We start from the raw sequence: 13,284 nt of genomic DNA on the forward strand, positions 1-13,284 counted from the left end.
CCCCGCCATGGCGCACATCCTCGTCATCGGCAGCGGCATGGCCGGTCTCATCACGGCGATCCGGGCCGCGCGGCACCACGATGTGACGATCGTCACGAAAGACGTGCTGACCGCGGGTTCGACGTCGTGGGCGCAGGGCGGCATCGCCGCCGCCGTGTTCGGCGACGATAGCCCTGCGCTGCACGCGCGCGACACGCTCGACGCCGGCGCGGGGCTGTGCGACCCCGAGGCCGTGCGGGTGCTCACGCAGGAGGGGCCAGGGCGCATCCTCGACCTCGTCTCGCTCGGCGTGGCCTTCGACGCGGCGGACGGAGCCGTGCCGCCGCTCGAGCCCGTGCGTGATTGGGCGCGCGGCCTGGAGGCGGCGCACTCGGTCGCGCGCATCCTGCACGCCGGCGGAGACGCGACCGGTCGCCTCATCGAGGCCGCTCTCGCCGACGCGGTGGGCACCGGGCGCATCCGGGCGCGGGAGTTCGCGCGCGCAACCAGGCTCATCGTCGAGGGCGGGGCCGTGACGGGCGCGGTTGTCGAGTCGCACGCCGCTGGGGTGCGCGGTGCGCGCCCAACCGAGCACGGCGCCGTCAGCGAGACGATCTCGGCCGACGCTGTCGTGCTCGCCACCGGTGGTAGCGGGCGCCTCTACCGGCACACGACGAACCCGCCGGTGTCGACGGGCGACGGCGTCGTGCTCGCCTACGAGGCCGGTGCCGCCCTCGCGGATCTCGAGTTCGTGCAGTTCCACCCCACTGTGCTCGCGGGGGGAGGGCTCGTCTCGGAGGCAGTGCGCGGCGAGGGCGCGACGCTGCTCGACGCTTCCGGGCGTCGCTTCATGCTCGACATTGACCCCCGCGGAGAGCTCGCGCCGCGCGACATCGTGGCGCGCGCGATCGCCCGGCAGATGCGCCTGCAGGATGGCCGGCCGGTGCTGCTCGACGCCACGATGCTCGGCGCCTCGGTGCTGCGCGAGCGATTCCCGACGATCGACGCGCTCGTGCGCGCGACGGGGGTCGACTGGACGCGCACGCCCGTACCGGTGACCCCTGCGGCGCACTACGCCATGGGCGGCGTGCTCACCGACATGGATGGTCGCACGACGCTCCCGGGCCTGTTCGCTGTGGGCGAAACCTCGTCGACGGGCGTGCACGGGGCCAACCGCCTCGCGTCCAACTCGCTGCTCGAGGCCATCGTCGTCGGCTGGCGCGCGGGCGACGCCGTCTCGGCACCGCACGAGCCGCCCGCGCTCGCGCTGGCAACCTCCACCATTCAGGAGTCGCGGGGCGCCGCTACCGTCTCCACAATTCAGGAGTCGGCGTCGAACGGCATCACCTCCGGCGCCGTGCCACTCGAGCTCGCGATCGCGCCCGACGCCCTGCGAAACGGGGGGCGCGCGTGGACGGCCTCGGACATCCGCGACCGCGCCTGGCAGTCGCTCGGGCTCGAGCGCGACGGTGCATCTTTGGCCGTGCTGGCCCAGGAACTCGCGGATGCCCGGCCCGCCGACGACGAAGCGCACAGTCTTCTGCCGCTCGCGCGCCTGACCTGCGCGGCCGCTGCCGCTCGCACCGAATCGCGCGGCGCGCACGCCCGCACCGACTACCCGCAGCTCGACCCTGCGCAGCGCGTGCGGCGTGTCGTCGTGCGCCCCACGACAGAATCTCCTGAATTGTGGAGATCTGCCGCGCGAGTCGCGGCACCCGCGCCCTCGGAGGTTCACGCATGAGCGGACACGACGACTCTCGCCAGCGGGCCGCCGGCACGGCCGTCGATCCGCCTCGGGCCGCCGTGCTCGCGGTCATCGACGCGGCCCTCGCCGAGGACGCTCCCTGGGGCGATGCGACGAGCGAGGCGGCCATCCCGGCCGAGGCACGGGCCACGGCGACGGTGGTGAGCCGCGTCGACGGCGTGTTCGCGGGCGGTCTCGCACTCGAGCTCGCCTTCCTGCATGCCGACGCGAGCATCGAGGTCGTGCGGCACCTCGACGACGGCGCCGCACTCGAGCCCGGCGCGCTCGTCGCGACGGTGCGCGGCTCGGCCCGGGGCATCCTTCTCGGGGAGCGAGTCGCGCTCAACCTCGCCCAGCGTCTCAGCGGCATCGCCACGCTCACGCGGCGGTATGTCGATGCCGTCACCGGCACGGGCGCCCGCGTCGCCGACACCCGCAAGACCACGCCGGGGCTCCGGATACTCGAAAAGGCCGCCGTGCGCGCCGGCGGCGCCCACAATCATCGGTTCTCGCTCTCGGACGCAGTGATGCTGAAGGACAACCATCTCGCCGTCCTGGCGGCGCAGGGGCTCGATCTGACGGAGGCGATCCGCACCGTGCGCGCGCGCATCCCGCACACGTCGCATCTCGAGGTGGAGGTCGACCGGCTCGACCAGCTGCCCGCCGTGCTCGCCGCCGAGCCCGACACGATCATGCTCGACAATTTCAGCCTCGCCGACCTGCGCGACGGTGTTGCGCTCATCGCCGGCCGCGCGATCGTCGAGGCGAGCGGCGGGGTGACGCTCGAGACCGTGCGCGCGATCGCCGAGACGGGCGTCGACGTCATCTCGGTCGGCGCGCTCACGCACAGTGCCCCCGCCCTGGACCTGGGCCTCGACATCGCGATCGACACCGACACCGCCCGAACGCCGTGAGCCTCATCGACCTCGACCAGGCCGCGACGGGCGCCGTGCGCCGCGAGGTGCTCGAGGCGATGTGGCCGTACCTCACCGGCGACTACGGCAACCCGTCGAGCACGCACTCTCTGGGGCGCAGCGCGGCGGAAGGTCTCGACCGAGCTCGCGCACTGATCGCTCGTGCGACCGGCGTGCGCCCACCCCAGGTCGTGCTCACCGGCGGCGGCACCGAGGCCGACAACCTCGCCGTGATCGGCTTGACCCTGGGCGCGATCGCGAGCGGCCGAGGTCGACATGTGATTGTGAGCGCCGTCGAGCACGAGGCGGTGCTCGCCGCGGCCGACTACCTGGAGCGCTGGCACGACGTCGAGGTCACGCGCCTGCCCGTCGACAATGCAGGACGAACGGATGCCGCGCTCCTGCGCACCGCCCTCCGAGACGACACCGCCCTCGTGAGCGTGCAGCACGCCAACAACGAGGTCGGCACGGTGCAACCCGTGCGGGCGCTGGGCGAGGAGGCTCATGCGCGTGGCGCGCTCTTCCACGTCGACGCCGTGCAGACCGCGGGGTGGATGTCGCTCGACCTGGCAGAGAGTCCTGAGCTGTCGACGGGAGCGCTCGCGCAGGCTGGCCTGTCGAGCGCTGACGCCGTGAGCATCTCGGCCCACAAGCTCGGCGGGCCCAAGGGCGTCGGCGCGCTCATCCTGCACAGCCGCGCGCGGCTCGAGCCGATCATCCACGGCGGTGGTCAGGAGGGCGACCGTCGCAGCGGCACCGAGAACGTGGCGGGGGCCGTGGGGCTCGCCGTCGCGCTGCAGCTCGCGGGGGAGGAGCGCGAGGCGCATCCCGACCGGTGGAGTGCGGAAGCGCAGCGACGCGACGCGCTCATCGCCGCCGTCGTCGAGGCGGTGCCCGGCGCCCAGCTCACCGGCCACGCGGTCGAGCGGCTGCCCGCACACGCGTCGTTCGTCGTGCCGGGGCTCGGCGGCGAGCCGCTGCTGCAGGCTCTCGACGACCGCGGCATCCTCGCCTCGAGCGGCTCGGCGTGCGCCGCCGGGCGCGACGACCCCTCGCCCGTGCTGCTCGCGATGGGCTACGACCCCGACACGGCGCGCACGGCGATCCGCTTCACCTGGGGCGCCTCCACAAATCAGGAGTCGCTCGACGCCGCCGTGCGCACTCTCGCGGAATCAGCGGCGATTCTGCGCGGCGAACGCTGACGAGCAGCGCGATCTCCTGAATTGTTGAGGCGCGGGCGGGGGAGCGCCCACGGCGCAGGCGCACGCGCGATACTGGGGCGGTGCCGACCTACCGAGATGAAGCCGTCGTGCTGCGCACCCACAAGCTGGGCGAAGCCGACCGCATCATCACGATGCTCGGCCGGCAGCACGGCAAGATCCGCGCGGTCGCGAAGGGCGTGCGCCGCACGGCGAGCCGCTTCGGCAGCCGCCTCGAGCCGTTCATGGTCGCCGACCTGCAGCTGTACCGCGGCCGCAGCCTCGACATCATCCAGCAGGCGGTGAGCCTCGGCTCGTACGGCGACGAGATCAGCGCCGACTACGCCCGATACACGGCCGCGAGCGCGATGGTCGAGACGGCCGACAAGGTCACGGGCGACGACGGCGGCGGCCCCCAGCAGTACCTCCTCCTCGTGGGAGCCCTGCGCTCTCTCTCGCGCGGCGAGCACCACGCGAGCCTCACGCTCGACTCGTACCTGCTGCGCGCGCTGTCGATCGCGGGCTGGGCGCCGACCTTCGCCGACTGCGCGGTGACGGGCGCGCCAGGCCCGCACAGCGCGTTCGTCGTGCAACTGGGCGGCATGGTGGCGGATGGCGTGGCGCCTCCCGGCGCCCCGCGCCTGAGCCCGGCCACGCTCGAGCTGCTCGGCGCCCTCCTGACCGGCGACTGGCCGACCGCGGACGCCGCCGACGAGCGCACCCGTGCGCAGGCGAGCGGGCTCATCGCCGCCTACACGCAGTTCCACCTCGAGCGCGGGCTGCGCTCGCTGCCCCATGTCGACCGCACCCTGCACGTCGAGCCCGCGCTGCACCTCGCCGCCGAGGAACGCCCTCGCCCCGCGCCGGTGACCTCCACAACTCAGGAGTTTGCGTGAGCAGAGCATCCCGACACGCCGAACCGCTGCGCCCTCTCGACTGGACGGGCGAGCATCCTCCTGAATTGCGGAGAGAAGTCGTGCCGCAGCACGTCGCCATCGTCATGGACGGCAACGGCCGCTGGGCCAACCGCCAGGGCCTCACGCGCGTCGAGGGCCACCGCGCGGGCGAGGCGAGCCTGCTCGATGTCGTCGCGGGCGCCGTGCAGATCGGCGTGAAGCACTTGAGCGTCTACGCGTTCAGCACCGAGAACTGGAACCGCAGCCCCGACGAGGTGCGCTTCCTCATGGGCTTCAACCGGGAGGTGCTGCGCCGCCGTCGCGACCAGCTCGACGCCTGGAACGTGCGCATCCGCTGGGCGGGGCGTCGCCCTCGACTGTGGCGCAGCGTCATCAGCGAGCTCGAGGAGGCGCAGGCCCGCACGGCCGGGAACACGGGCCTCACGCTGACGATGTGCGTCAACTACGGCGGCCGCGTCGAGATCGTGGATGCTGTGCGCGCGATCGGCGAGGAGGTCGCCGCCGGGCGGCTCACGCCGAGCCGCATCACCGAGCGCACGATCGCCCGCCACCTCTACGAGCCCGACCAGCCCGACGTCGACCTGTTCGTGCGCTCGAGCGGCGAGCAGCGCACGAGCAACTTCCTGCCGTGGCAGAGCGCCTACGCCGAGATGGTGTTCCTCGACACTCTGTGGCCCGACTTCCGGCGCCGCCACCTGTGGGATGCGATCGCCGACTACGCCTCGCGCGACCGCCGCTTCGGTGGCGCGGTCGACGCGCCCGCCGGCCAGTAGCGCGCAGCGAGGCGACACCCGCATCGCGCCGACATGAGCATCTGAGCAGTCGAGGATGCTCGACTCGCGCCCCTCGCGGGTGAATGCTGTCGGCATGACCATCAGTCTGAACGACGCCCGCGAGCGCTTCGGCGACACGAGCGGGTACCTCGCCGTCGCCTCGATGGGGCTGCCCACAAGGCAGACCGTCGACGCGATCACGCACGACCTCGACCGGTGGTTCGCCGCCGATCGCGACCCGCAAGGGTACGACCGCCATGTCGAGGCGACGCGCATCCACTACGCCCGCATCGTCGGCGTCGACCCTGCCCGCGTCGCGATCGGCGCTCAGACGAGCGTCATGGTGAGCTTGCTCGCCGCCGACCTGGCGCCCGGCGCGGAGGTGCTCGGCGTCGAAGGTGATTTCAGCTCCGTGCTGTTCCCGTTCTTGACGCGTGGCGACCTGAGTGTGCGCACGGTGCCGCTCGAGGCTCTGGCTGACAGTGTGCAGCCGACGACGACGCTCGTGGTGTTCTCGCTCATCCAGTCGGCGCGCGGGCAGGTCGCGGATGCCGCGGCCGTCGTCGAGGCGGCCCGCGCCGTGGGTGCGCGCACGCTGTGCGACGTCACGCAGGCTGCGGGCGTGCATCCGGTCGATGCGTCACTGTTCGACGCCACCGTGTGTCACGCATACAAGTGGTTGTGCTCTCCCCGCGGCGTCGCGTTCATGACCGTCAGCGAGCCGTGGGGCCGCACGCTGCGGCCCCTGCAGGCCGGGTGGTACGCGGGCGAGGACGTCTGGACGTCGGTCTACGGGCCCGCGATGACGCTCGCTCAGGATGCCCGACGCTTCGACGTCTCGCCCGCCTGGCAGGCCTGGATCGGCGCCGAGCCGGCGATCGAGCTATTCGCCGGCCTCGATATCACCGAGGTATGGGCGCACGACGCCGGCCTCGGCGCGCAGCTCACGGCCGAGCTCGGGCTGCCCGAGCAGCGGCAGGCGATCGTCTCGATTCCGGATGCCTCGGGCGCGCTCGTGGCGGCGGCGATGGGGGCGGGCATCCGGGTCAGTGGGCGCGCCGGGCGCCTGCGCGCGTCGTTCCACCTCTGGAACACTGACGAGGATGTCGCGGCTCTCGTGCGGGTGATCCGCGAGGTCGGCGTGCCCGAGCGGGGCTGACGGGTCGGGCGGCCGCGCGCGGCTCACTAGGCGGCTCACTAGACTAGGCCCTCGTGCCGCGCACCCAGCTCGGCAGAAGAGGGAGACCTACGTGGCATCCACCAGTCGACTCGATGCGGTCATCGCGCTCGCCAAGCGGCGCGGTTTCGTGTTCCAGGCGGGCGAGATCTACGGGGGTTCTCGGTCTGCGTGGGACTACGGGCCCCTCGGCGTCGAGCTCAAGGAGAACATCAAGCGCCAGTGGTGGCGCTCGATGGTCACGCGCCGCGACGACGTCGTCGGGCTCGACTCGAGCGTCATCCTGCCGCGCAAGGTGTGGGAGGCGTCCGGCCACGTCGACGTCTTCAGTGACCCCCTCGTCGAGTGCCTGAACTGCCACAAGCGGTACCGCGCCGACCACCTCGAGGAGGAGTTCGAGGAGAAGAAGGGCCGCGCGCCCGAGGGCGGGCTCGCCGAGGTCGTGTGCGTCAACTGCGGCACGCGCGGGCAGTGGACCGAGCCGAAGGAGTTCTCGGGCCTGCTCAAGACCTACCTGGGCCCCGTCGAGGAGGAGTCGGGCCTGCACTACCTGCGCCCCGAGACCGCGCAGGGCATCTTCGTGAACTTCGTCAACGTGCTCAACGCCGCGCGCGTCAAGCCGCCGTTCGGCATCGGGCAGATCGGCAAGTCGTTCCGCAACGAGATCACTCCCGGAAACTTCATCTTCCGCACGCGCGAGTTCGAGCAGATGGAGATGGAGTTCTTCGTCGAGCCGGGCAGTGACGAGGAGTGGCACCAGTACTGGATCGACGCGCGCATGGCGTGGTACACCGATCTCGGCATCAACCCCGAGAACCTGCGGCTGTACGAGCACCCGGCCGAGAAGCTCTCGCACTACTCCAAGCGCACGGTCGACATCGAGTACCGCTTCGGCTTCTCCGGCTCGGAGTTCGGCGAGCTCGAGGGCGTCGCCAACCGCACCGACTTCGACCTCTCGACGCACGCTGCGGCCTCTGGAGTCGACCTGTCGTACTTCGACCAGGGCAAGAACGAGCGCTGGACGCCATACGTCATCGAGCCCGCGGCTGGCCTTACGCGCTCGCTCATGGCGTTCCTCGTGGACGCCTACGCCGAGGACGAGGCGCCCAACACGAAGGGCGGCGTCGACGTGCGGACCGTGCTGCGCCTCGACCGCAGGCTGGCCCCCGTCAAGGCCGCGGTGCTGCCGCTGTCGCGCAACGAGAAGCTGTCTCCCGTCGCGCGCGAGCTCGCCGACACGCTGCGCCAGCACTGGAACGTCGACTTCGACGACGCGGGCGCGATCGGTCGTCGCTACCGCCGTCAGGACGAGATCGGCACGCCGTTCGCCATCACGGTCGACTTCGACACCCTCGACGACCAGGCCGTGACGGTGCGCGAGCGCGACACCATGCAGCAGGAGCGCATCCCGCTGGCCAAGCTCGAGGGGTACCTCGCGGCAGAGCTGCTCGGCGCGTAGCCGCGCCCCCGCGGCGCGAGCCCGCGCGGCCTCCCGTACCGAGCGACGCGTGCCGCCGAGCACGCCCCCGCGAGTTCGGTCTCCACAATTCAGGAGTCGCGGCGTGAGACAGGGCATCCTGGGGCCATTGTCGGCGTGTCGCGCGCGGGCGGCGACGCGAACTCCTGAGTTGTGGAGGCGCGTGGTGCGCGACGAGTCCTCCCCAGCGAGCACGGGTGGCGTGACATTCCGACATCGTGCGGAGCGCCGGTCACCGGCTGTGGGGGCGGGCATCCTGCCGCCATGGATGCCCGAGCTCTCGTCGTCGCGCACGGCGGCGCACTCGACCGGCGTCGGTTGGTCGAGCTGGGCGCGACGGATCACGATCTGCGCGTTGCGCTGAAGCAAGGCGGGCTCAACCGGCCTCGGCGCGGCTGGCACTCGAGCTGGGCCGAAGACGACCCGCGGTTCCGGGCGATGCGCGTGGGCGGGCGGCTCACCGGACTGAGCGCGATCGCCGCACTGGGCGGCTGGGTGCTCGGCACGCATCCGCTCCACGTCGCGGTGCCGACCAACGCGGCGCGATTGCGCAGTCAGTGGCGGCGTGAGGTTCCCTGGGCGGATGCCCGGCCCGACGGCGTCGTCGTGCACTGGGTCGCGGCATCCCACGATCGGGGTGAGTCGACCGGTGTCGTGCCGCTCCTCGAGGCGCTCGAACTCGTGTGCAGGGTCGAGCCGCTCGAGGAGGCATTAGCGGTGATCGACTGGGCGCTCACCTCGGGCCGGATCGACCGCATTGATGGTGCCGTGCTGGCCGAACGGCTGGGGCCGCTCAGCGCGCTCGTGGAGCTCGCTGACGAGCGCTGCGAGTCATTGCCCGAGAGTCTCGCCCGCACTCGATTGCGCGCCGCGGGACTGCAGGTGACCTCGCAGGTGCACTGGAGGGGAGGGCTTGAGCGCATCGACCTGGTGGTCGAGGGAGTCGTCGCGCTCGAGGTCGATGGCGAGGAGTTTCACCTGCACACGTTCGAGAAAGACCGGTGGCGCGACCTCGAACTGACCGATGCGGGGTACCACGCGCTGCGTCCGAGCGCCCGGCAGGTGTTCGGCCAGTGGCCCGTGGTGCAGGCTGCGGTGGAGCGCGCGCTGCAGGCGCGCGGCATCCATGTGCATCTCCACAATTCAGGAGTCGAGGCCCTCCAGCACCCCGCGACACGCCGGTGGGCGGCCCAGCACGCCGCTCCACCTGTACCCGACTCCTGAATTGTGGAGGTGACCGAAGGGAATACGCCCGCGGCGGTCGCGTTGACTCCAGCATGAGCGAGCCGCTGAGTGTGCAGATATGGTCGGACGTGCAGTGCCCCTGGTGCTACATCGGCAAGCGCAAGTTCGAGGCCGCGCTGGCCGAGCTCGCGGCCGACCCCGAGGCCCCGCAGGTCGAGGTCGTGTACCGCTCCTTCGAGCTCGCACCCGACACGCCCGTCGACTTCGAGGGGACCCCCGTCGACTACCTCAGCCAGCGCAAGGGCATCGCCCCCGAGCAGGCGCACGCGATGATCGACCGCGTCACGGGCATCGCCGAGTCGGTCGGGCTCGAGTACCGCTACGACGACATCCACCAGACCAACACGGTGCTCGCGCACGAGCTGCTGCACTTCGCGAAGGCGCACGGCAAGCAGCTCGAGCTCAAGGAGCGCCTGCTGCGCGCCTACTTCACCGAAGGTCGTCACATCGGCCGCGCTAATGACCTCGCCGAGCTCGCCGCCGAGGTGGGGCTCGACCACGACGAGGCGCAGGCCGCACTCACCGAGCACACCTATCTGGCCGACGTGAAGGCCGACATGGCGCAGGCGGTGGCGTACGGCATCCAGGGCGTGCCGTTCTTTGTGATCGATGACCGATACGGCATATCGGGAGCCCAGGAGACCGCCCATTTCGTCGCCGCCCTGAAGCAGGCGGCGGCGGAGCGCACCGAGGCGCCAGCATGAACGAGGATGCTCGGCCGCAGCCCCTCACCCTCCTGACCTCCACGGCTCCGGGCGCCGAGCTCGCCGCCTGCGAGGGCGATTCCTGCCTCGTCCCGTCGAGCATCGCCGCGAACCTGCCCCTCCCGGCAGGCGGCCGTCTCCACAACTCAGGAGATCGCGCACGCTGAGCCGTGCGACACGCCGACATCGCCCCGCGGATGCTCTGCCTCGGGCCGTGACTCCTGAATTGTGGAGGTGCGGGCACCGGTGGGGAGGCTGCTCGGGCTCGGGCTCGGGCTCGGGCTCGGGCTCGGGTCGCGGCGCTACAGCGCCGGCAGCGGCTCGGTGATGTCGGCGACGGTCGCCGACATCGAGGTGAGCAGCTCATCCGCCGCGACGAAGAGCGACGCGCCGTGCGACCCCGCGCCGAGCGACACCCGCCGACCTTGCAGCGACACGTCGGCATAGACGGGCCACGCGGTCGTCGAGCCCAGCGGCGTGATGGTGCCGCGCTCGAACCCGGTGGCCGCGAGCGCCTCCGCGGCGTCGGGCAGCCGCAGCTTGTTGACCCCGACGAGGGCCCGCAGCTTGGGCCACGCGAGCTGCCGGTCGCCGGGCACGAGCGCGAAGAGGAAGTTGCCGTCGCTGCGCGCGACGACGAGCGTCTTGACGATCGACGACGGGGCGATGCCGAGCAGCTCGGCGGCCTCCTCGAGCGAGCGGGCGCGCATCCTCTCGACGAACTCGATGTCGAGTCCGCGCGCGGCGGCGTCAGCGGCGACCCTGTCGCGGCCGGCTGCTGCATCGGTCATGGCGCTCCTTCCGCGCTCTAGGCTGAGTCCATGAGCAACGGCGCACCGATCAGAACCGGCATCATCGGCTTCGGACTCGCGGGTCGAGTCTTTCACGCCCCTTTCCTCGCGACGAATCCCGCGTTCACGATCGCGGCGATCGCGACGAGCAGCGAGGAGAGGGCCGCGCAGGCTACCGCGGCTCACCCGGGTGCGCAGATCATGTCGACGGATGCCCTGCTCGCGCTCGCATCGGCCGGCGACCTCGACCTCGTGGTGCTGGCCTCCCCTCCGCACGTGCATCGCGAGCAGGCGATCACCGCGCTCGAGGGCGGGGCCGCGGTCGTCATCGACAAGCCGTTCGCGCCGAGTGTCGCCGACGCCGAGGCGATCATCGCCGCGGCCGACGCCGCGCAACGCCCTCTCACGGTCTTCCAGAACCGACGCTGGGACGGCGACTACCTCACGGTCGCACGCCTGCTGGAGCGCGGCGCCCTCGGCACGGTGCACCGCTTCGTGTCGACGTTCGAGCGCTTCGGGGCTCCGAAGCGCGACCAGTGGCAGGGGCAGATCACGCCAGCGCAGGGCGGCGGCATCCTCTTCGACCTCGGCAGCCATCTCGTCGATCAGGCGCTCACGCTGTTCGGTCCGGCGACGCTCGAGGTCGCCGAGCTGCGTGCCGTGCGCGAGGGGCTCGGCAGCGAGGACGACGCGTTCCTCTCGCTGCGGCACGAGAGCGGCGTGCGCAGCCACCTCACGATGAGCCGGGTGGCGGCGCAGAGCGGCCCGCGGTTCCGCGTGCTGGGCGACGAGAGCGGGTACAGCGTGTACGGCCTCGACGGGCAGGAGCCGGCACTCAAGGTTGGCCGCTGGCCGGGCAGCGAGGGATACGGCGAGACGCCCTCGGCCCAGTGGGGCCTGCTCGGCGTCGACAACGGCGAGCAGCCGCTTGTGCCGGTTCCGACGGAGGCGGGCGCCTACCCGCGGTTCTACGAGCAGGTCGCGGCGAGCATCCTCGACGGCGCCTCGGTGCCCGTCGACCCGCGCAGCGCCCTCGAGACCGTGCGCATCATCGAGCAGGCGCACGCGCAGAGCGCCTCCTGACCGCGGGCACGGCGAGCGCGGATCGCGCGGCCGGGGTGACCTGGGAGAATGGACCGGTCATGTCTCTTCCGTCCACTCCCTCTGCGCCTGCCGTGACGCTCCCTGCGCCCGCAGCGCCCGCACTCAGTATCGGCCCGATCCCGCTGAGCGTGCCGGTCGTGCTCGCGCCGATGGCCGGCATCACGAACACGGCGTTCCGCCGCCTGTGCCGCGAGTACGGGGCCGGCCTGTACGTGAGCGAGATGATCACGAGTCGGGCGCTCGTCGAGCGCACGCCCGAGAGCATGCGCCTGATCACGCATCACGAGTCAGAGACCCCGCGCAGCATCCAGCTCTACAGCGTCGACCCGGCGACGGCGGCCGAGGCGACGCGGTTCCTCGTCGGCGAGGGGCTCACCGACCACATCGACATGAATTTCGGATGCCCCGTGCCGAAGGTCACGCGCAAGGGCGGCGGTGCTGCCCTGCCGTGGAAGCTCGAGCTGTTCCGCTCGATCGTGGAGGCGACCGTGCGAGCGGCCGGGCCGATCCCGGTGACGGTGAAGATGCGCAAGGGCATCGACGCCGACCACCTCACCTACCTGGAGGCGGCCAAGGCCGCCGAGGGTGCGGGTGTCGCGGCGGTCGCCCTGCACGCGCGCACGGCCGCCGACTTCTACAGCGGCAACGCCGACTGGGACGCGATCGGGACGCTCAAGGAGACGATCAGCTCCGTGCCGGTCTTGGGCAACGGCGACATTTGGTCAGCCGAGGATGCCCTGCGCATGGTCGAGCAGTCGGGCTGCGACGGCATCGTGGTCGGGCGCGGGTGTCTGGGCCGGCCGTGGTTGTTCGGCGACCTCGCGGCGGCGTTCCGCGCTCGCGCGGACAGTGAGAACGAGTCAGAGCGCCACGTCCGCATCCAACCGAATCTCGGCGAGGTCGCCGACGCGTTCCGCCGCCACGCCGAGCTGCTCGTCGAGTTCTTCGACGACGAGGTGAAGGCGTGCCGCGACATCCGCAAGCACGTCGCCTGGTACTTCAAGGGGTACCCCGTGGGCGGTGAGCTGCGCGCACGCCTGGCGGCCGTCGAGAGTCTGCAGCACATGGACGACCTGCTGGGCGAGCTCGACCGTGACGTTCCCTACCCGGGCGCAGAGGCTGAGGGGCCGCGCGGCCGTGCGGGCTCGCCGAAGAGGCCTGCACTGCCCGAGAACTGGCTCGCCGACCGCGAGCTGACCGACGCCCACCGGGCCGCGATCTCCGCCGCCGAGTTGCACCACAGCGGCGGCTGACGCGTGC

Annotated in this window: 12 protein-coding genes; 11 read left to right on the forward strand and 1 reads right to left on the reverse strand. The window is 71.8% G+C overall.

Translation table 11 applies throughout. From position 1 onward, the window contains the following. Positions 1–7: 7 nt before the first annotated feature. The 9 genes from nadB to HUJ41_RS05460 all read left to right on the forward strand — a co-directional run bounded on the left by nadB (position 8) and on the right by HUJ41_RS05460 (position 10,129). Positions 8–1,720: an L-aspartate oxidase gene (gene nadB, locus HUJ41_RS05420; protein WP_179873661.1), complete on the forward strand. Its 1,713-nt coding sequence runs from the start codon at positions 8–10 to the stop codon at positions 1,718–1,720. Beyond that, positions 1,717–2,637 carry a carboxylating nicotinate-nucleotide diphosphorylase gene (nadC, locus tag HUJ41_RS05425; protein WP_179873662.1) on the forward strand — a complete coding sequence of 307 codons (921 nt, stop codon included), beginning with the start codon at positions 1,717–1,719 and terminating at the stop codon, positions 2,635–2,637. Before nadB ends, nadC begins: the two co-directional genes overlap by 4 nt. Then, positions 2,634–3,839, forward strand: coding sequence for a cysteine desulfurase family protein (locus tag HUJ41_RS05430; protein WP_179873663.1), 1,206 nt, complete (start codon positions 2,634–2,636; stop codon positions 3,837–3,839). Before nadC ends, HUJ41_RS05430 begins: the two co-directional genes overlap by 4 nt. Before the next feature lie 80 nt (positions 3,840–3,919). Then, positions 3,920–4,732 carry a DNA repair protein RecO gene (recO, locus tag HUJ41_RS05435; RefSeq protein WP_179873664.1) on the forward strand — a complete coding sequence of 271 codons (813 nt, stop codon included), beginning with the start codon at positions 3,920–3,922 and terminating at the stop codon, positions 4,730–4,732. Then, positions 4,729–5,526, forward strand: a complete 798-nt coding sequence (locus tag HUJ41_RS05440) for an isoprenyl transferase (RefSeq protein ID WP_179873665.1) — start codon at positions 4,729–4,731, stop codon at positions 5,524–5,526. The genes recO and HUJ41_RS05440 overlap by 4 nt, the downstream gene beginning before the upstream one ends. A 94-nt stretch (positions 5,527–5,620) precedes the next feature. After that, the gene (locus HUJ41_RS05445) at positions 5,621–6,685 is read left to right on the forward strand and encodes an aminotransferase class V-fold PLP-dependent enzyme (protein WP_179873666.1); all 1,065 of its coding nucleotides are present in this window, start codon (positions 5,621–5,623) and stop codon (positions 6,683–6,685) included. A gap of 91 nt (positions 6,686–6,776) precedes the next feature. Then, positions 6,777–8,162, forward strand: a complete 1,386-nt coding sequence (locus HUJ41_RS05450) for a glycine--tRNA ligase (RefSeq protein WP_179873667.1) — start codon at positions 6,777–6,779, stop codon at positions 8,160–8,162. 282 nt (positions 8,163–8,444) lie between these two features. Next, complete coding sequence (locus tag HUJ41_RS05455; protein ID WP_179873668.1) at positions 8,445–9,404, forward strand: glycyl-tRNA synthetase; 960 nt, start codon at positions 8,445–8,447, stop codon at positions 9,402–9,404. Between the two features lie 53 nt (positions 9,405–9,457). Next, a complete protein-coding gene (locus tag HUJ41_RS05460; protein WP_179873669.1) occupies positions 9,458–10,129 on the forward strand; it encodes a DsbA family oxidoreductase in 672 nt (223 codons plus the stop codon). A gap of 302 nt (positions 10,130–10,431) precedes the next feature. Here HUJ41_RS05460 and HUJ41_RS05465 read toward each other — a convergent pair whose 3' ends face one another. Next, the gene (locus tag HUJ41_RS05465; RefSeq protein ID WP_179873670.1) at positions 10,432–10,920 is read right to left on the reverse strand and encodes an aminoacyl-tRNA deacylase; all 489 of its coding nucleotides are present in this window, start codon (positions 10,918–10,920) and stop codon (positions 10,432–10,434) included. Positions 10,921–10,950: 30 nt separating this feature from the next. On the opposite strand from HUJ41_RS05465, the gene HUJ41_RS05470 reads away from it, so the two are divergent. Beyond that, positions 10,951–12,003: a Gfo/Idh/MocA family protein gene (locus HUJ41_RS05470; RefSeq protein ID WP_179873671.1), complete on the forward strand. Its 1,053-nt coding sequence runs from the start codon at positions 10,951–10,953 to the stop codon at positions 12,001–12,003. Positions 12,004–12,062: 59 nt separating this feature from the next. Further along, positions 12,063–13,277 (forward strand): tRNA dihydrouridine synthase DusB, encoded by a 1,215-nt coding sequence (gene dusB, locus HUJ41_RS05475; RefSeq protein WP_179873672.1) that lies wholly within the window; start codon positions 12,063–12,065, stop codon positions 13,275–13,277. The last annotated feature ends 7 nt before the right edge of the window (positions 13,278–13,284 follow it).

The sequence above is a fragment of the Microcella indica genome (assembly GCF_013414345.1).
Lineage (GTDB): Bacteria > Actinomycetota > Actinomycetes > Actinomycetales > Microbacteriaceae > Microcella > Microcella indica.

What these genes read in the sequence shown, in the direction of transcription:
- nadB (WP_179873661.1), top strand. Translation starts at nt 8, where the DNA reads ATGGCGCACATCCTCGTCATCGGCAGCGGCATGGCCGGTCTCATCACG.
- nadC (WP_179873662.1), top strand. Translation starts at nt 1,717, where the DNA reads ATGAGCGGACACGACGACTCTCGCCAGCGGGCCGCCGGCACGGCCGTC.
- HUJ41_RS05445 (WP_179873666.1), top strand. Translation starts at nt 5,621, where the DNA reads ATGACCATCAGTCTGAACGACGCCCGCGAGCGCTTCGGCGACACGAGC.
- HUJ41_RS05455 (WP_179873668.1), top strand. Translation starts at nt 8,445, where the DNA reads ATGGATGCCCGAGCTCTCGTCGTCGCGCACGGCGGCGCACTCGACCGG.
- HUJ41_RS05460 (WP_179873669.1), top strand. Translation starts at nt 9,458, where the DNA reads ATGAGCGAGCCGCTGAGTGTGCAGATATGGTCGGACGTGCAGTGCCCC.
- HUJ41_RS05465 (WP_179873670.1), bottom strand. Translation starts at nt 10,920, where the DNA reads ATGACCGATGCAGCAGCCGGCCGCGACAGGGTCGCCGCTGACGCCGCC.
- HUJ41_RS05470 (WP_179873671.1), top strand. Translation starts at nt 10,951, where the DNA reads ATGAGCAACGGCGCACCGATCAGAACCGGCATCATCGGCTTCGGACTC.
- dusB (WP_179873672.1), top strand. Translation starts at nt 12,063, where the DNA reads ATGTCTCTTCCGTCCACTCCCTCTGCGCCTGCCGTGACGCTCCCTGCG.